The organism is Tenacibaculum jejuense, assembly GCF_900198195.1.
GTDB lineage: Bacteria > Bacteroidota > Bacteroidia > Flavobacteriales > Flavobacteriaceae > Polaribacter > Polaribacter jejuensis.
In genome coordinates this window covers 906,851-923,531 of sequence record NZ_LT899436.1, presented here as the reverse complement: position 1 = coordinate 923,531, position 16,681 = coordinate 906,851, and the positions used below count along the sequence as shown (strand labels likewise).

Annotated in this window: 20 protein-coding genes; 10 read left to right on the top strand and 10 right to left on the bottom strand. The window is 30.7% G+C overall.

Annotated features, from left to right (window positions below; all coding sequences use genetic code 11):
• Positions 1-38: 38 nt before the first annotated feature.
• The 3 genes from AQ1685_RS04215 (at position 39) to rimM (ending at position 1,466) form a co-directional block, all read left to right on the top strand.
• Positions 39-230, top strand: coding sequence for a cold-shock protein (locus AQ1685_RS04215; RefSeq protein WP_095069748.1), 192 nt, complete (start codon positions 39-41; stop codon positions 228-230).
• A 189-nt stretch (positions 231-419) separates the two neighbouring features.
• On the top strand, positions 420-920 hold the full coding sequence (locus AQ1685_RS04210; protein ID WP_095069746.1) for a 30S ribosomal protein S16: 501 nt from the start codon (positions 420-422) through the stop codon (positions 918-920).
• A 15-nt stretch (positions 921-935) separates the two neighbouring features.
• Positions 936-1,466 (top strand): ribosome maturation factor RimM, encoded by a 531-nt coding sequence (gene rimM, locus AQ1685_RS04205; RefSeq protein WP_095069744.1) that lies wholly within the window; start codon positions 936-938, stop codon positions 1,464-1,466.
• A gap of 6 nt (positions 1,467-1,472) precedes the next feature.
• On the opposite strand, the gene AQ1685_RS04200 is transcribed toward rimM, so the two are convergent.
• From AQ1685_RS04200 to AQ1685_RS04190, 3 genes are read right to left on the bottom strand one after another with little or no spacing between them, the layout of a single operon-like run.
• Entirely contained in the window at positions 1,473-1,901 is a 429-nt protein-coding gene (locus AQ1685_RS04200) for a c-type cytochrome (protein WP_095069742.1), read from the bottom strand.
• 13 nt (positions 1,902-1,914) lie between these two features.
• Positions 1,915-2,301: an SMU1112c/YaeR family gloxylase I-like metalloprotein gene (gene gloA2, locus AQ1685_RS04195; RefSeq protein WP_173862341.1), complete on the bottom strand. Its 387-nt coding sequence runs from the start codon at positions 2,299-2,301 to the stop codon at positions 1,915-1,917.
• A 2-nt stretch (positions 2,302-2,303) separates the two neighbouring features.
• On the bottom strand, positions 2,304-2,807 hold the full coding sequence (locus tag AQ1685_RS04190) for a GNAT family N-acetyltransferase (RefSeq protein ID WP_095069740.1): 504 nt from the start codon (positions 2,805-2,807) through the stop codon (positions 2,304-2,306).
• 67 nt (positions 2,808-2,874) lie between these two features.
• On the opposite strand from AQ1685_RS04190, the gene AQ1685_RS04185 reads away from it, so the two are divergent.
• The 3 genes from AQ1685_RS04185 to AQ1685_RS04175 all read left to right on the top strand — a co-directional run bounded on the left by AQ1685_RS04185 (position 2,875) and on the right by AQ1685_RS04175 (position 4,432).
• The gene (locus AQ1685_RS04185; RefSeq protein WP_095069738.1) at positions 2,875-3,300 is read left to right on the top strand and encodes a Cif family virulence factor; all 426 of its coding nucleotides are present in this window, start codon (positions 2,875-2,877) and stop codon (positions 3,298-3,300) included.
• Between the two features lie 195 nt (positions 3,301-3,495).
• On the top strand, positions 3,496-4,074 hold the full coding sequence (locus AQ1685_RS04180) for a PhnA domain-containing protein (RefSeq protein WP_095069736.1): 579 nt from the start codon (positions 3,496-3,498) through the stop codon (positions 4,072-4,074).
• 1 nt (position 4,075) lies between these two features.
• Positions 4,076-4,432, top strand: a complete 357-nt coding sequence (locus tag AQ1685_RS04175) for a hypothetical protein (RefSeq protein WP_095069734.1) — start codon at positions 4,076-4,078, stop codon at positions 4,430-4,432.
• 29 nt (positions 4,433-4,461) lie between these two features.
• Here the strand turns inward: AQ1685_RS04175 and AQ1685_RS04170 are convergent, their stop codons facing one another.
• On the bottom strand, positions 4,462-5,511 hold the full coding sequence (locus AQ1685_RS04170; RefSeq protein ID WP_095069732.1) for a nucleoid-associated protein: 1,050 nt from the start codon (positions 5,509-5,511) through the stop codon (positions 4,462-4,464).
• A gap of 59 nt (positions 5,512-5,570) precedes the next feature.
• On the opposite strand from AQ1685_RS04170, the gene AQ1685_RS04165 reads away from it, so the two are divergent.
• Positions 5,571-6,098, top strand: a complete 528-nt coding sequence (locus AQ1685_RS04165; RefSeq protein WP_095069730.1) for a hypothetical protein — start codon at positions 5,571-5,573, stop codon at positions 6,096-6,098.
• Between the two features lie 134 nt (positions 6,099-6,232).
• On the opposite strand, the gene AQ1685_RS04160 is transcribed toward AQ1685_RS04165, so the two are convergent.
• A complete protein-coding gene (locus AQ1685_RS04160) occupies positions 6,233-6,838 on the bottom strand; it encodes a ribonuclease HII (RefSeq protein WP_095069728.1) in 606 nt (201 codons plus the stop codon).
• A 70-nt stretch (positions 6,839-6,908) separates the two neighbouring features.
• Between AQ1685_RS04160 and AQ1685_RS04155 the strand changes: the two genes are divergently transcribed.
• Positions 6,909-8,870: a putative porin gene (locus AQ1685_RS04155; protein ID WP_095069727.1), complete on the top strand. Its 1,962-nt coding sequence runs from the start codon at positions 6,909-6,911 to the stop codon at positions 8,868-8,870.
• Positions 8,871-8,935: 65 nt separating this feature from the next.
• Here the strand turns inward: AQ1685_RS04155 and AQ1685_RS04150 are convergent, their stop codons facing one another.
• Together AQ1685_RS04150 and nhaC are read right to left on the bottom strand one after the other, a co-directional pair.
• The gene (locus AQ1685_RS04150) at positions 8,936-9,091 is read right to left on the bottom strand and encodes a hypothetical protein (protein WP_157730086.1); all 156 of its coding nucleotides are present in this window, start codon (positions 9,089-9,091) and stop codon (positions 8,936-8,938) included.
• Positions 9,092-9,153: 62 nt separating this feature from the next.
• Positions 9,154-10,644: a Na+/H+ antiporter NhaC gene (nhaC, locus tag AQ1685_RS04145; RefSeq protein WP_095069726.1), complete on the bottom strand. Its 1,491-nt coding sequence runs from the start codon at positions 10,642-10,644 to the stop codon at positions 9,154-9,156.
• Positions 10,645-10,726: 82 nt separating this feature from the next.
• Here nhaC and AQ1685_RS04140 point away from each other — a divergent pair, with 82 nt between their 5' ends.
• Complete coding sequence (locus AQ1685_RS04140) at positions 10,727-11,749, top strand: metal-dependent hydrolase (RefSeq protein ID WP_095069724.1); 1,023 nt, start codon at positions 10,727-10,729, stop codon at positions 11,747-11,749.
• Here the strand turns inward: AQ1685_RS04140 and AQ1685_RS04135 are convergent.
• Complete coding sequence (locus tag AQ1685_RS04135) at positions 11,738-12,949, bottom strand: aminotransferase class I/II-fold pyridoxal phosphate-dependent enzyme (protein ID WP_095069723.1); 1,212 nt, start codon at positions 12,947-12,949, stop codon at positions 11,738-11,740. The genes AQ1685_RS04140 and AQ1685_RS04135 overlap by 12 nt on opposite strands.
• Positions 12,950-13,105: 156 nt before the next feature.
• Between AQ1685_RS04135 and AQ1685_RS04130 the strand changes: the two genes are divergently transcribed.
• Complete coding sequence (locus AQ1685_RS04130) at positions 13,106-13,564, top strand: Lrp/AsnC family transcriptional regulator (protein WP_095069722.1); 459 nt, start codon at positions 13,106-13,108, stop codon at positions 13,562-13,564.
• Positions 13,565-13,625: 61 nt separating this feature from the next.
• Here AQ1685_RS04130 and AQ1685_RS04125 read toward each other — a convergent pair whose 3' ends face one another.
• Both AQ1685_RS04125 and AQ1685_RS04120 read right to left on the bottom strand, forming a co-directional pair.
• A complete protein-coding gene (locus AQ1685_RS04125) occupies positions 13,626-15,968 on the bottom strand; it encodes a sodium-translocating pyrophosphatase (RefSeq protein ID WP_095069721.1) in 2,343 nt (780 codons plus the stop codon).
• 111 nt (positions 15,969-16,079) lie between these two features.
• Complete coding sequence (locus AQ1685_RS04120) at positions 16,080-16,607, bottom strand: inorganic diphosphatase (RefSeq protein ID WP_095069719.1); 528 nt, start codon at positions 16,605-16,607, stop codon at positions 16,080-16,082.
• Positions 16,608-16,681 lie beyond the last annotated feature (74 nt).

Genomic DNA, 16,681 nt, shown 5'->3' with positions numbered 1-16,681 from the left:
TTAAATTGCAGCTTTAATATTTAATACATTTTTTTATAATGAAACAAGGAACGGTAAAGTTCTTTAATGAATCTAAAGGTTTTGGATTTATTACAGAGTCAAATTCAGGAACAGAGTATTTTGTACATATCTCAGGACTAATAGATGATATCAGACAGGGTGATGAAGTAGAGTTCGAACTTAAAGAAGGAAAAAAAGGATTAAACGCTGTAAGTGTTAGAGTAATTTAATATATAACAACATTTAATTTTTAAAAAGCACCTGGTTTTTCAGGTGCTTTTTTGTGTAAATAAAACTGTGAATGAGCATTTTATTCAAATAAGTTTTATAAATTTGCACACTCAAAATTCGAAATATTTTCGAGTTTAAAAAATTAATAGATTAATAATCAAGGTCGTGAACCTTAAAATTTAACAAGTATGCCTGTAAAAATTCGTTTACAAAGACACGGTAAAAAAGGAAAACCATTTTATTGGGTAGTTGCTGCAGACTCAAGAGCAAAAAGAGACGGTCGTTTCTTAGAAAAACTTGGAACGTACAACCCTAACACTAACCCTGCTACAATCAATTTAGATGTAGATGCATCTGTAAAGTGGTTAGAAAATGGTGCTCAACCTACTGATACTGCAAGAGCTTTATTATCTTATAAAGGTGCTTTATTAAAGCATCATTTAGCTGGAGGTGTTAGAAAAGGTGCTTTAACAGAAGAGCAAGCTGAAGCTAAGTTTACTGCATGGTTAGAAGAAAAAGCTAGTAAAGTAGCTGGTAAAGTTGATGGTTTAGCAAAAGCTAAAGAAGATGCTAAAGCGAAAGCTTTAGAAGCTGAAAAAGCTGTTAACGAAGCTCGTATTGCTGCAAAAGCTCCTGTAGTAGATAGCGAAGATGCTGCTACTGAAGAAGGTGGAGATAGCGAAGAGTAAAAAAGTATAACGATAATGCAAACTAAAGATTGTTTTTATCTTGGTAGAATCGTTAAAAAACACAGTTTTAAAGGCGAGGTAATTATTAAGTTAGATACTGATGAACCTCATCTTTATAAAAATTTGGAATCAGTTTTTGTCGAATTAGGCAATAATCTGGTTCCTTTTTTTATAGAAAAATCATCTTTAAGTAAAAGTACGATGTTTCGTGTAAAATTTGAAGATGTGGATTCTGAAGCTGATGCTGATGCGATTATGAAAGCTGGGATTTATTTACCTCTAACTTTACTTCCAAAACTTACTGGAAATAAATTTTATTATCATGAAGTGATTGGTTTTACTATTACCGATAAAAATTTCGGTGACGTTGGAACAATTACAAGTATTAATGATTCAGCTGCACAGCCTTTATTTGAAATTGATAGAGATGGAATAGAAATATTTATTCCAATGATTGACGATTTTATTATTAAGGTAGATCGCGAAAATAAAACTATAGCAGTAGAAACTCCAGAAGGACTTATTGATTTGTATTTAACTGAGTAGTTATAGTTAAAAACTATTTAAGTAATTTAAAATATCATTTAACTGATCATTAGTTAAATGTTTTTTGTCATGCTTTCCATTGGACTGATTAAATCGTTGTCTCAAATACAATACTACCGAATCTTTATCTTCTATTAAACTTTTTTCATCTCTAATAAATTTATACAGCCATTCCTTTGAAACTCTATCAATAACCACGCGAAAAAAACCATCTTTTTTATCTGGTTTATGACAACTATAACAATCTTCTTCTATAAACAATTTCTTTCCTCTTTCAATAGATAACTTTAAAGAAATCGGAATTACATCTTCTTTCTTTTCTTTATAGATACTTAGAGTATTTTGATCCGACTGTATTTGTACCATCCAAAAAATTAAGAACAATAAAACACATGACGTTATTGCTCCAAGAATAAAATTCCTAGTTATTTTCATAGTTCTTTTTTATTTAAATTTCATACAATTCAATAGGTAAATGATCAGGATCATTAAAGAAGAGGAAACGTTTTCCTGTAAACTCATCTACTCTTATATCTTGTACATGTATGTTTTTATTTTCTAAATACAACTTCCAATTTTCTAAATCTTTCACTGCAAATGCAATATGACGAAGTCCGGTTGCTTCAGGAAACGAAGGTCGACTTGGAGGATCTGGAAAAGAAAATAACTCTATCAAATATGTACTATCTAAAGCTAAATCTAATTTATATGATTTTCGTTCTTCTCTATATATTTCTTGCTGAACTGTAAAACCTAATACTTCTGTGTAAAAATACTTAGACACTTCATAATCGGAACAAATAATAGCTATATGATGTAAACGTTCAATTTTCATAATCAAAAAGTAAATTCATAAACACAATCTTTCTCTCCTTCAAAAACAGTTTCTAATCCAACATATTCAAAGCCTAATCTCTTCAATAATTGTTGTGATTTTTCATTCTCTGGAGCTGTAAAAGCTAGTACTTTTTCTTGTTGAAACTTTTTCTTTATATAGTCTATCATTAACAAAGTAGCTTCACTCGCATATCCTTTTCCTCTTGCTTTAGGTAAAAATCCGTAACCTACATCAACAAAATCTAACTTTTCACGCTGAATAGCTGAAGACATTCCTATAAACTCATTTGTTTCTTTCAATAATACCGAAAAGAAACCTAATCCGTTTAGCTTAGCATTCTTTGCTAAAATATCTTTCAAGTATATAGCAGTTTCTTCAACAGATTTCAACCCTTTATCATGAATATATTTAATCCAATCAGGATCGTTAAATAATTCAAAATAAAAAGCGGCTTCACCAACTTCAGCTTCTTTAATAATTAACCGTTTACTTTCTAATGTCATGCTATTATTTTTATCAATAATACGATTTTAAAAAAAGGTTATATCTTAAGAGTCTAATTTTTTTATCATGAAAAAACTACTACTCATCTTTATCGTAATTATTTATTCTTGTGCTACTTCAAATGAAGAACAAGATAAAAAAGAAATAATCACACTTATGAAACATCAAGAATCAGATTGGTCGAGACATGATTTAGATTGTTTTATGTTAGGATATTGGAAATCGGATTCTTTAAAATTTCAAGGTAAAAATGGTGTGACTTATGGATGGAAAAAAACACTAGAAAATTATAAGAAAAGTTATCCATATGCTGAAGATTCGGGTAAACTAAAATTCAAAATTAGAGCGATTTCTAAAATTGAAAGTAATAGTTATTATGTTATGGGAGAATATCACCTTACTAGAGAAGTTGGAAATGCAAATGGTATTTTTATGATCATCTTTAAACGAATAAAAGGCGAATGGAAGATTATTGCCGATACTTCGTGTTAGGTTCATTTTTATATTGAAAACCTATTGTTGAATTGATTTTGTGTGTATTATTTCAAAAGTTTGGATAATACGATTTCATTTAGACACAACTTTATCATAATTGATAATTGATAATTGATAATTGATAATTGATAATTGATAATTGATAATTGATAATTGAAAAAATATATACTTTCGCAAACCTAAAGCGAACCAATGAGTTTATTACAAGAATTACAAGAAAGAAGCGGACATAAATGTGAATTATGTGCAGCTACAACTGATTTAAATATTTACGAAGTTCCACCAATTTCTACTGGAGGTGTAGATGGAAGCATTTTAGCTTGTTCACACTGCATATCTCAAATTAATAATCCAGAAACAACTAATCCAAATCATTGGCGTTGTTTAAATGATAGCATGTGGAGCGAATTTACTCCTGTTAAAGTTGTTGCTTGGAGAATGTTGAATCGTTTAAAAAAAGAAGGTTGGCCTCAAGATTTACTTGACATGATGTATTTAGAAGCTGATGAGCTTCGTTTTGCCGAAGCAACTGGTGAACATTTAGATGAAAGTGAAAAGGTAATTCATAGAGATAGTAATGGAGCCATTTTACAAGCTGGAGATTCTGTAGTATTAATTAAAGATTTAAAAGTTAAAGGATCTAGTATGGTTTGCAAACAAGGTACAGCTGTTAGAAGAATTTCTTTGGATGCTGAAAATGCAGAATATATTGAAGGAAAAGTTGACGGACAAAATATTGTCATCGTGACTAAATATGTAAAAAAATTATAAAATGTCCAAGCAGCAAAAAGAAAAACACTTACAAGCAACAATTTATAAAATTGAAAACATAAAAAGAGAACAGAACTTTATATTAAAACACTTATGGAAAGTAATTATTTTAGGGATCGTATTTTCTTTCTGGGCTCCAACATACAGCGGAAGTGACGCTTTACATAGAAGAAAAGAGTCTCTTTTAGAAAAAGGAGATTACAATTACATCACATTGGTAATAATTTGTGGTTTAGTATACACTATTTTTTGTTTATTATTTCATTTTAACTCAAAATACCAAAACAATAAAAAATTACGCAAATTAAATACTTTAAAAGCAGAATTAGAAAATGAAATAAAAGAATATAACTCATAAAAAAAGCAGCTTTAATAGCTGCTTTTTATTTATTTCTCCGCGTTGTAATACACTTTATAAAACTTCATTTTCTTTTCTTCATCAAAACCTCTTTCTAAATATTCTGAAGCAGCATCTGGTGCATCAATATCTATTTTGATTTGAATATTTGTATCTAGCTTTATTTCCGTTTTAAGTTTTCCTTTTTCTTTCTTTAATACAATATCAGAGACTTCGAAATTATTTCTTACTAATACATCATTTAATTTCTCAAAATGCTTTTTGTAATCTTCAAACATATCTTTATGTTTATCATCTTCAAAAATCTCGTCTTTAAATGTATGATAATCTACACTTTCATGCTCTTTAAAATAATCAACTGTATTTGCTAAAAAGTTTCCTTGTTCGTGCTTACCATACTCAGGCTTAATAATCTCTTCAGAAAAATCTCTACACAACTCTAAATAATGTTGAGTATGTAAATTTCTATCATCAGCATACTTCACATTCAAGAAATTCTTGATCCAATATTGTGCATCGTAATTATTATTATCTACAGATAATACCACAGTTCCTTCAGTATCCGAAGAATTTAAGATTAAACAACCTTTATCTAATTTTTTAGTAGAAATTCCTTTCTGAACAACAACATCAAAACTATCATCATCTAAATATGTTTGAAAGAAATCAACTTTATTTTCAATTTTAAAAACTCCAACAGCTTCTGTTAAAACATCTTTATATTCTAGTCCTTCAAATAACACTACTAAAACATCTCCTGTTTTAATTTGGGCTGAATTTGACTGTTCATACAAATGATTAACTATATTTTTTGAATGCTCGATAAAAGTTTCTTCATCTTCGAAAATCTTTGAAGCATAGTTATTAATTTCATTTAATCGTACATCTGCATGATGATTAAAACGGTAACTCTGTGTTACTGTACCAAATGGTTTCAATAAAAATGGCATTAATAATTCATAGCTTTCTTCATCAAAACGAACTAAACTCTCTGATAATGAATTTTTACCACTATTATACTTATTAGCCACCTTGTGGATAATACACTTTGTTAGTTCTGCACGAGTTCTTTTAATCATTTTTCAAAAAATTAGGTCACAAAAATACGTATTTTAGTGTCGTTTAAAATAGTTGATATATGAAATTATTAGGAATTGGATCTAGAATTAATCATTCTGAATACGGTTTTGGTGTTGTTACTAATGTAGATAGCAAACATTATTGGGTTACTTTTCAAGAAAACGGATTAGAAACAATTGACTTAGATACAGAAATTGAAATTATTGAAGCCGTAGAAGATGAAGTAGATACAATAAGCTTTTACGAAGTAGAAAGTACACTTCGAAATATTTTAAAAAAATGGAGTGATGTTTCTGAAGTTGTGCCTATTGCAGATAAATTTAAAGGAGGAAAACTTATAATTGAACCTGCTGACACGAATTTAGCTTCAAAAGAAATCCCTATCGATACTTTCTTTCATAAAATTGTGATGGTACGTGATAGAATTCGTGTGATGGAACAAAAAATTAATTCGAGTAAAACACTTGATGATCAAGATAAAATTGATTTACAACAATACATTACAAGAATCTATGGAAGTTTAACCACTTTTAATGTGTTATTTAAACTGAAATCAGACAATTTTATTGGTGTAAAATCTAAATAACAACAAAAAAGTGCGATTGAACTTATACATTCATCGCACTTTTTGAGGGAAAAGGGGATTAACCTACGGGCTAATTGCACTGTAAAATTAATCGCTATAAGTAATTACTGTACGTATTTAAAGTTAACAAAAAGTTACCTTTCAAAATCAATTTTCAATTGCTCTGGTAATAAGCGAAATGACTTTCGATGATATGGTGTAGCACCGAACTTCCTTATAGCTTCTCGATGTTCTTTAGTTGGATACCCTTTATTTTTTTTCCAATTATATTCAGGAAACTCTTTATGAATTTTCTCCATAAAATCGTCTCTATATGTTTTTGCTAACACAGAAGCGGCTGCTATACTCATAAATTTTGCGTCTCCTTTTACAATTGTTTCATGAGGAATTTCTTTATACGGTTTAAATTTATTTCCGTCGATAATAATAAATTCAGGCTGGGTCTTTAACTTATCCAATGATCGATGCATTCCAACGATGGAAGATTGTAGAACATTTAACTCGTCAACCTCTTCGTTATCTATAAAACAAACAGCATAAGCAGTTGCATTTTCTTCGATAAAAGGCCGTAAAATGTTTCTCTTTTTCTCAGAGATTTGTTTTGAATCATTTAATAATTCATGATGAAAATCCTCTGGTAAAATAACCGCAGCTGCTACAACAGGGCCTGCTAAACAACCTCTTCCTGCTTCATCTGTTCCTGCTTCTAAAACAAAACCGCTAAAATTCATTTGTAACATAAAACAAATTAACAGTTTTCAAAGATATTATTCACATAAATTTTCGTTTTATTATTTTACATTTGCCCTTATGAAATATATCATTGGTATTCTTTTCGTTATTAGCTCTTTTACTATAAATGCTCAGATAAGATCGTTAGGAAGTGGTGTTGGTGGATTTAATCAAGGTATTAATAGGTTAGATACAATTTCGAATGATGAAATTAATGTAAAACTTAGTGGTAAAACTAAATTTACTGACTATAAAATTATTAGTTTTAAAAAAGATACAAGTTATATAGACACTACTCTAACTATTAGAAAAGATTACAAGTTTAACTTTAGAAGGAAAGATAATTTTGAATTACTTGCTTTTCAAAATCAAGGTCAAACATTTAACAATTTAGGATATAATTTTAGAAACATTTCTCAATTTCCTGACATTGGTTTTACTGGAAAACAATTTAATTACATGCAAATAGAGGATATCGATTACTATCGTGTTCCTACACCTACAACAGTAATTATGTATCGAACTGGACAAGAACAAGGTCAGGTTTTAGACGCTTTATTTACATTTAATCTTTCTAAACGTTTCAACTTAAGTTTTGCTTACCGAGGATTACGTTCTTTAGGACAATATAGACGCTCACTTTCTAGTTCGGGTAATTTTAGATCTACATTAACTTATAGCACTCCAAAAGATCAATATCGTATACGTGCACAAGTCACAACTCAAGATTTTGTAAATCAAGAAAATGGTGGACTTACCACACAAGCATTAGAGAACTTTTTAACTAATGATCCAAATTTTGAAGATAGAGGTCGTTTAGATGTTAATTTAACTGATTCTGAAAGTAACCTAGAAGGAATTCGGGTGTATGCAGATCATAATTTTAAATTATTTTCAAGTAAAGATACTACCAACACTAAAAACTTTACAAATTTAAAAGTTGGTCATATCTTACATTATGAATCTAAAGAATATAGGTTTGGACAGTCGTCTTTAGATACAGACTTTTTTGGTGATGCAAGTAAAAGTTCTGGTGGTATTGATGAGCGAGTAGATTACAACTTAATCAATAATCAGGGTTACTTAGAATTTAACTCAAAATATATTCTTGGTAAATTTAAAGTGAAAGCAAATTACACAACAGTAAACTATGGTTATGATACAATACATAACGGTAATATACTTGTAAATAGAAGTAGATTAAAGGGAAATGCTATTTCGTTAGGAGCAGATTGGAACGGTCGTATTAAAAACTTTAAAGTAAATGCAAGTGCAAATTTAACTCCTGGAAGTGGTTATTTAGCAGGAAACCATTTTAGTGGAGAAGCGATGTACAAAAAAGATAGTCTTTTTACTGTTAAAGGAAGTTTATTACTCACCTCGAAAGCTCCAAGATTTAACACTTTACTATTTCAAAGTGTATATAATGATTATAATTGGGATAATAACTTTACAAATATAGACACTAGAAATATTGGCTTTTCTTTTAATTCTAAATGGGGAAATGCAAGCTTAGACTTCACTAACATTGAAGATTATGTTTACTTTGATTCTGATAATACTCCAAAACAATTTGACGAATCTATAACATACTTAAAAGTAAAAGTTAGTAAAGAGTTTAAATTCTTTAAAAATTTTGCTTTCGATAATACATTAATGTATCAAAATGTTTCTAGTGGAAATGCTGTGTTTAGAGTTCCTGAATTTGTTACTAGAAACACTTTATATTATACTGGCGAATGGTTTAGAGGCAAACCTATTTTAGTACAAATTGGAGGAACTTTTAATTTTTTCACAAAGTATAAAGCAAATGCTTTCAATCCTATAGTAAATGAATTTACAGTTCAAAACGATACAGAAATAGGGTTTCCATCTGTAGATGTATTTTTTAATGCACGTGTAAAAAGAACTCGTATTTTCTTTAAAATAGATAACATAACATCTAGCTTTTTATCAACAAGAAATTACTTCTCAGCTCCTAATTATCCATATAGAGATATGTCTATACGTTTTGGGTTGGTTTGGAATTGGTTTATATAAAACAACTGAAACAATATATAATAAAAGCGCCTTATTTCTCAATAAGGCGCTTTTATTTCTTTTGCTTACGCACATCCACATCTAACATAATAATGATCTGGATAATATCTATTTCGAGAGCAAACTTCTCTACAAAATTCTACCCGAGAAAGTCCTCCATTAAAATTCTTTAATTGATCTTTTTCTAATTTAGTTCCTAAATTTAAAATCTGTTTTTTCATCATTTGATATTTAATAGGTTATTAATTTAAATATACAAATTATGAAAAAGAACTTGATAATTTTATTTAGATGTAATCTGTCTTATTTTGATTCTAAATGCCGCGAAAATTAGTGTCATAAAAGGGCTTAACCAATTAAACATTGCATAAAAGGCATAATCTACAACTGGTACGCCTAAAACTCCAGAATGGTATGCTCCACATGTATTCCATGGAATTAACACCGAAGTTACTGTTCCGCTATCTTCTAGGGTTCTACTCAAGTTTTCAGGAGCTAAACCTTTATCTTTATAAGCCTTGGCATACATTTTACCAGGAACAACTAATGCTAAATATTGATCTGATGCTGTTATATTTAAACCAATACAAGTTGCTACTGTACTTGCAAATAAGCCAAAAACGCTATCAAATAAGCTTAACATAAAACTACTAATCTTAGCTAAAGCTCCAATTGCATCCATTATCCCTCCAAAAACCATTGCACAAATAACTAACCAGATAGTTCCCATCATTTTCTTCATTCCTCCAGCTGTAAACAAATCTTTTAACACTTCGTTATCAGTGGCAACAGAAGTATCAACAGTGATTGCTTTCATAACTCCTTTATATGCTGAATTAAAACCTAAATCTTTTGGATCCACACCTGCTACTTGAGCTACAACATCTGGTTGAAAAATTAAAGCAAAAACACCGCCTAAAAGTGTTCCTCCTAGTAATGCTATTAATGGTGGCGTTTTTTTGATTATTAATATTACAACCGCTACAGGAACAATAAATAATATTGGAGAAATATTAAAAGCTTTATCTATATCTTTTAACATTTGCGCCGTATCTGCATTTCCTGTTGTTGATTGTGTAAATCCTAAAATTAGAAAAAACACAAATGTTACCACAAAAGTAGGAATTGTTGTATAAGTCATGTATTTAATATGCGTAAACAGATCTGTCCCTGCCATTGCAGGGGCTAAATTTGTTGTATCTGACATTGGCGACATTTTATCTCCAAAATATGCTCCAGACAATACAGCTCCTGCTGTCATTCCTAAAGAAATACCAAGTGCATCTCCAATACCAATTAAAGCAATTCCTACAGTAGCAGCAGTAGTCCATGAACTACCTGTCGCTACAGATATTACCGCACATATAATTAAACATGCTACTAAAAATATTGTAGGATTTAAAATTTGTAATCCATAATAAATCATGGAAGGTATTACCCCACTGATTAACCAAGTTCCTGCTAAAGCTCCAACCATTAACAAAACTAAAATTGCACTAGAAGTTGATTTTAAATTCTCTGCAACTTCATCCATCATTAATTGAAAACTAACCTTATTTTTAAATCCGACTAAAGCAGCTACAGCTCCACCTAAAAGAAGAATAAATTGATTACTTCCACTTAATGCATCGTCTCCAAATACATAAACATTGTAGGCTAACATACCAATAAGTGCAATTACTGGAATTAAAGCTTCTAAAATAGATAGATTCGGATTTTTTTGGATTTTTTGATCTTCAATTTTAATTTCAGAATTGTTCTGGTTTTCTTGCATTGATCGATTTTTTTGGTTGTGTAATGTTACGATTTTGTTAAGACTTACGCAAGTGGAAACCGTTTGCTACTTTTGCCTTTATATGGATTCATTAACTCAAATAGTTTTAGGTGCTGCATGTGGTGAAATTGCACTTGGTAAAAAGATTGGAAATAAAGCTTTATTATTTGGTGCTATTGGAGGTACAATTCCTGATTTAGATGTTTTTGTGGGAAGTTTATTCTATTCAAATTCAATTGACGAGCTTATTTTTCACAGAGGGTTTATGCATTCTATTGTATTTGCTTTTTTAGGTGCTTATGTATTTGGGCAAGGAACTTTCAAATTATATAATACCAAAAAGAGAATTGGAACAACAACCTCTAGAGATTGGATTTGGCTATTTTTTTTATCGATTTTTACTCATCCTCTTTTAGATAGTTTTACACCTTATGGCACACAACTATTTCTACCTTTTTCGGATTATCGTGTAGCTTTTAATACAATTGCTGTTGTTGACCCGATATACACAATTCCATTTTTAATTTCTTTAATCATTTTAATGTTCTTTAAGAGAACAAGTAGTAAACGTAGTTTTTGGTTAAAATCTGGCGTGTACTTGAGTTCTGCTTATCTGCTATTTACTATCGGAAATAAAATATACATTGATCGTGTTTTTAAAAATGCGCTTTCTGAATCTAAAATTGAATATGAAAGATATTCGGCCCAACCAACAATTTTCAACAATATACTTTGGTACGCTATTGTAGAAACTAAAGAGGACTATAAAGTGAGCTTTTATTCTCATTTTGACTCACAAAAACCAAAAAATAGTTTTATTAGTTTACCTAAAAATCATGAGCTTTTACCCATGAAACAAAATGCTGATTTAAAGAAATTATCTTGGTTTAGTAATGATTTTTATAATCTTCAACAAATCGATAATAATCGAATTCAATATAATGATTTACGTTACCCATTATTAAATCCTGAAGACAAAAACTCATCTGTTTTTAGTTTTGAGATCAAAAAAAATGGCAATCGCTGGGAAGCAATGCCATTATATGATAAAACTCCTACTAAGGAAGATTTACAAAAGTTTTGGAATAGAGTTTTAGGAAACTAATTCTAAAATTCCTACTTCTCTCATACACTCACTCATGATTTGATAAGTTCTTTCAATATCGTTATCTAAACCGATAGAGAAACGAATTAATCCGTCTGTTAAGCCCATTTCTGCTTGTTCATCTTCTGGAATTTCCGAAGATGTTGAAGTTCCAGGAGCAGAGAATAATGTTTTATAAAAACCTAAACTAACAGCTAAGTATCCTAAGTTTTTGTGTTGCATTAATTCCATTAGCTCATTTGCTTTATCTAAAGATCCAACATCAATAGTGAGCATCCCTCCGTAACCATACTCCTCATTTAACATAGAAGAAAATAATTCGTGTGAAGGATGAGACTCTAAACCTGGATATACTGTTTTTATTCCGTCTGCTTCAAACTTATTTGCTAAATACATTGCATTTTTACTGTGTTGCTTCATACGGATATGTAATGTCCTCAAATTCTTTAATACAGAAGCTGCTCTTAAACTATCCATAGTAGGTCCAAGTAACATGCAAGCGCCATCATTAACATTTCTCAGATTATCGATAAATTCTTGTGTTCCACAAATTACTCCTCCAACAGTATCTGAAGATCCATTAATGAATTTAGTTAAACTATGAATTACAACATCTGCACCTAATTGTGCTGGAGATACTGATAATGGTGAGAATGTATTATCTACTACTAACTTTAAATTATATTTTTTAGCTAAAACAGCTAAACCTTCGATATCTGCAACTTCTAATAATGGATTACTTACAGTTTCACAGTATAAAACTTTGGTGTTTTCTGTAATTGCAGCTTCAACAACAGCTAACTTCGTAGTATCTACAAATGTTGTTTGGATATTAAATTTTGGTGTAAAATTCTTTAAAAAAGCATACGTTCCACCGTAAATAGTTCTACTTGACACGATATGATCTCCTGAACTACATAATTGTAATAAAACTGGTGTGATTGCTCCCATTCCTGAGGCCGTTACAGTAGCAGTTTCAGTTCCTTCCATTTCTGCTAATGCTTCACCTAAATATAAATTTGAAGGTGATGAATGTCTAGAATATAAATAACATCCGTCTGCATTTCCTTCGAATGTATCGAACATTGTTTTTGCTGAAAGGAATGTATATGTTGATGAATCTGAAATCGATGGATTTACACCTCCAAATTCTCCGAAGTACTGTAAATCTTGAATCTTATTAGCTGGCTTAAATTTCATTAGAACTAGTATTTGTTTCCTCAAAACAAAATAAAAACTAAATATTATTCAACACTTTAGATAAAATACAGTTTTAAAAACTATAAAAAACAATTTTAAATGTAAAAAAAACTAAATTAAAACTAAATCAATTAACTTTACTGAAATTTTTTCAAAATGAAATTAGATCATATTGACAATAAACTAATTAACCTTTTACAAGAAGATAGTAAGCGAACAAACAAACAACTTTCTCTACTACTTAACTTATCTGTAACTGCTGTTTATGAAAGAATAAAAAAACTAGAAAAGGAAGGAATTATAACAAACTACGTAGCTAGAATTGATCCTAAGAAAATAGATAAATCATTCTTAGTTTTTTGTCAAGTAAAACTGATTCAACACTCTAGAGAATACCTATCAATTTTTGAAAGCGAGATATTAAAATTAGATGAAGTTGCAGAATGCTTTCATATTAGTGGTGATTACGATTACATTTTGAAAATATATGTAAAAGACATGGAAGAATATCGTGAGTTTATGGTAAACAAACTCACTTCAATAAAATATATTGGTAGCACACAAAGTTCCTTTACAATTGGCGCTATTAAAAACTCAACAAAAATCTCTATATAAAAAGCCACTGCATATGCAATGGCTTTTATGAAACTATTTAAATTGGATATAAGAGGATAATCTATTCTTGTACTTTCTTTATCGCTTGAGCTACTTCTTCTTTTGTACCTTCAACTTTTATCACTTTAGACTCTTTCTTTCCATCTTTAACAACTGTAGTAGTTATCGTTGCTACAGATTTCTCATTATCTTTCAATTCAGATTCAACTTGAACTTCTTTTATTAATTGCGTATTTGAAGCATGTGATTCAGCTGAATGTCCTCCTAAAATTGGCGCAATAACTAAACCAACTAAACATGTAAGTTTAATTAAGATATTCATTGACGGTCCAGAAGTATCTTTAAACGGATCTCCAACAGTATCTCCAGTCACAGCTGCCTTATGTGCATCAGAACCTTTAAAAGTCATTTCTCCATTAATTTCTACGCCAGCTTCAAAAGACTTTTTAGCATTATCCCAAGCTCCTCCAGCATTATTCTGGAAAATCGCCCACATTACACCACTAACACAAACTCCAGCCATATAACCACCTAATGCTTCAGCTTTGAATAAAAGACCAATAATAATCGGTGTAATAATTGTAATTAAACCAGGTAAAATCATTTCTTTTAAAGCAGCTTTAGTAGAAATATCAACACATTTCGCATAATCTGGTGTTCCAGTTCCTTCCATAATCCCTGGAATTTCCTTAAACTGACGACGAACTTCTTGCACCATTTCCATAGCTGCTTTTCCTACAGACTCCATTGCTAAAGCAGAAAAGATTACTGGAATCATTCCTCCAACAAACAACATAGCTAAAACATCTGCTTTAAAAATATTAATCCCATCAATTCCTGTGAAAGTTACGTAAGCCGCGAATAAAGCTAAAGCAGTCAATGCCGCAGAAGCAATTGCAAAACCTTTACCCACTGCTGCAGTTGTATTTCCTACAGAGTCTAAAATATCTGTACGTTCACGCACGTGATCTTCTAATTCACTCATTTCTGCAACTCCACCTGCGTTATCAGCAATTGGACCAAAAGCATCAATAGCTAATTGCATTGCTGTTGTCGCCATCATTGCAGACGCTGCTAAAGCAACTCCATAAAAACCTGCTAAAGCATAAGAACCATAAATTGCGGCAGCAAATAAAATAACTGATAAAAATGTAGATTTCATACCTACGGCTAATCCTGCAATAATATTAGTTGCAGCTCCAGTAGAACTATTTTGAACAATATCTAAGACTGGCTTTTTACCTAAACTTGTATAATATGCCGTTACTGTAGAAATTAAAGCTCCTACTGCTAAACCAATCATTCCTGAATAAAATACATGACGAGAAGGTACTTCTTGTATTCCTTCTCCGAAAAAACTCATTTTTAATGTTTCTGGTAACATCCATTGAATTAAGAACCAACTTGCAATTAAAGTAATAAGTATAGATGTCCAATTTCCTAAATCTAAAGCTTTTTGAACTTCAGCTTCTTTTGCTGAATTATCTTTAATTTTAACTAAGAAAGTCCCGATAATTGAAGCAATAATACCAACACCCGCAATTACTAATGGCAATAAAATTGGCCCCATTCCATTAAAAGCATCTGTAAATTGAGTAGTTGTAGACATATCACGAACAACATAGTTTCCAAGAACCATAGCTGCTAAAACCGTAGCTACATAACTTCCGAATAAATCTGCTCCCATTCCTGCAACATCCCCAACATTATCTCCCACATTATCAGCAATTGTCGCTGGATTTCTCGGATCATCTTCAGGAATACCTGCTTCCACCTTACCTACTAAATCGGCACCAACATCTGCTGCTTTAGTGTAGATACCTCCACCAACTCTTGCGAATAAGGCAATACTTTCAGCTCCTAAAGAAAAACCAGCTAAGGCTTCTAAAGCAACAGTCATTTCCTTATAGAAACTTCCTTCACCTGTGACAAACATAGTTACAAATAAGAAAAAGAAAAGACTTAACCCTAAAACTGCTAAACCTGCAACTCCTAACCCCATTACAGTTCCTCCACCAAAAGAAACTTGTAATGCTTTTGGTAAACTTGTTTTTGCTGCTTCTGTTGTTCTTGCATTTGCATCTGTTGCTATACGCATTCCAATGTTACCAGCTAAAGCTGAGAAAATGGCTCCAATAATAAAAGCTACAACTATAATCCAATGTGTTGTGTCAACAAGTTGAGATATGATAAAAAGTGCTATTGAGGCTATTATCGAAAAAATTAAAAGGAGCTTATATTCTGCATTTAAAAATGCTAAAGCTCCTTCTTTTATACTTTTTGATATTGATTTCATTTTTTCATCACCTGCCTCTTGCTTTTTTACCCAAGACATTTTAATGAACATAAAAACCAAGCCTACCACAGCCAAGATGACTGGTAAAAACACTGTGTTTGATTCCATAATATTTAATTAATTGATTAGTTTATTGCTTTAAATATAACAAAATCAATCTCTAAACAAAAAAAAGCTTGCTACTAAGTAACAAGCTTTGAAATATTTTTAATACTGAGATTATACTTTAAAATCTCCATTTGCTTTGTGTTCGCTGTTTTCGTAACGCTCGATACACTTATCTAAAATTGAATATGCTTCATCAGCATCTCCCCATCCACCTACATCTACTTTCTTTCTTTCTAAGTCTTTGTAAACCTGGAAGAAATGTGTGATTTCTTCTTTTCTATGAGGATTTAAATCAGAAATATCTTTGTATTTGTTCCAAATTGGGTCAGAAATTGGCACACAAACGATTTTTTCATCTGGACCTTTCTCATCTGCCATGTGGAAAACACCAATTGGTCTAACTTCCATCATACACATAGGAAAACATGGCTCAGCTCCTAAAACTAAAACATCTAATGGATCTCCATCTAAAGCTAATGTTTCAGGAATAAAACCGTAATCACCTGGATACATCATTGAAGAGAATAACATTCTATCGAAACGGATTTTCTTTAAATCGAAATCGTATTCATATTTATTTCTACTTCCTTTTGGTATTTCAATTAATACATCAACAGTTTGTTTTTCTTTGGCTGTCATATTTTTTATTTCGTTTCTAAAAATCGGAAAGCAAAACTACATATAAAATGCAGTTCGTGCACGGATTTTAGAAG

Coding starts and splice junctions, on each gene's coding strand:
- AQ1685_RS04215 (WP_095069748.1), top strand. CDS start 39: ATGAAACAAGGAACGGTAAAGTTCTTTAATGAATCTAAAGGTTTTGGA.
- AQ1685_RS04210 (WP_095069746.1), top strand. CDS start 420: ATGCCTGTAAAAATTCGTTTACAAAGACACGGTAAAAAAGGAAAACCA.
- rimM (WP_095069744.1), top strand. CDS start 936: ATGCAAACTAAAGATTGTTTTTATCTTGGTAGAATCGTTAAAAAACAC.
- AQ1685_RS04200 (WP_095069742.1), bottom strand. CDS start 1,901: ATGAAAATAACTAGGAATTTTATTCTTGGAGCAATAACGTCATGTGTT.
- gloA2 (WP_173862341.1), bottom strand. CDS start 2,301: ATGAAAATTGAACGTTTACATCATATAGCTATTATTTGTTCCGATTAT.
- AQ1685_RS04190 (WP_095069740.1), bottom strand. CDS start 2,807: ATGACATTAGAAAGTAAACGGTTAATTATTAAAGAAGCTGAAGTTGGT.
- AQ1685_RS04185 (WP_095069738.1), top strand. CDS start 2,875: ATGAAAAAACTACTACTCATCTTTATCGTAATTATTTATTCTTGTGCT.
- AQ1685_RS04180 (WP_095069736.1), top strand. CDS start 3,496: ATGAGTTTATTACAAGAATTACAAGAAAGAAGCGGACATAAATGTGAA.
- AQ1685_RS04175 (WP_095069734.1), top strand. CDS start 4,076: ATGTCCAAGCAGCAAAAAGAAAAACACTTACAAGCAACAATTTATAAA.
- AQ1685_RS04170 (WP_095069732.1), bottom strand. CDS start 5,511: ATGATTAAAAGAACTCGTGCAGAACTAACAAAGTGTATTATCCACAAG.
- AQ1685_RS04165 (WP_095069730.1), top strand. CDS start 5,571: ATGAAATTATTAGGAATTGGATCTAGAATTAATCATTCTGAATACGGT.
- AQ1685_RS04160 (WP_095069728.1), bottom strand. CDS start 6,838: ATGTTACAAATGAATTTTAGCGGTTTTGTTTTAGAAGCAGGAACAGAT.
- AQ1685_RS04155 (WP_095069727.1), top strand. CDS start 6,909: ATGAAATATATCATTGGTATTCTTTTCGTTATTAGCTCTTTTACTATA.
- AQ1685_RS04150 (WP_157730086.1), bottom strand. CDS start 9,091: ATGAAAAAACAGATTTTAAATTTAGGAACTAAATTAGAAAAAGATCAA.
- nhaC (WP_095069726.1), bottom strand. CDS start 10,644: ATGCAAGAAAACCAGAACAATTCTGAAATTAAAATTGAAGATCAAAAA.
- AQ1685_RS04140 (WP_095069724.1), top strand. CDS start 10,727: ATGGATTCATTAACTCAAATAGTTTTAGGTGCTGCATGTGGTGAAATT.
- AQ1685_RS04135 (WP_095069723.1), bottom strand. CDS start 12,949: ATGAAATTTAAGCCAGCTAATAAGATTCAAGATTTACAGTACTTCGGA.
- AQ1685_RS04130 (WP_095069722.1), top strand. CDS start 13,106: ATGAAATTAGATCATATTGACAATAAACTAATTAACCTTTTACAAGAA.
- AQ1685_RS04125 (WP_095069721.1), bottom strand. CDS start 15,968: ATGGAATCAAACACAGTGTTTTTACCAGTCATCTTGGCTGTGGTAGGC.
- AQ1685_RS04120 (WP_095069719.1), bottom strand. CDS start 16,607: ATGACAGCCAAAGAAAAACAAACTGTTGATGTATTAATTGAAATACCA.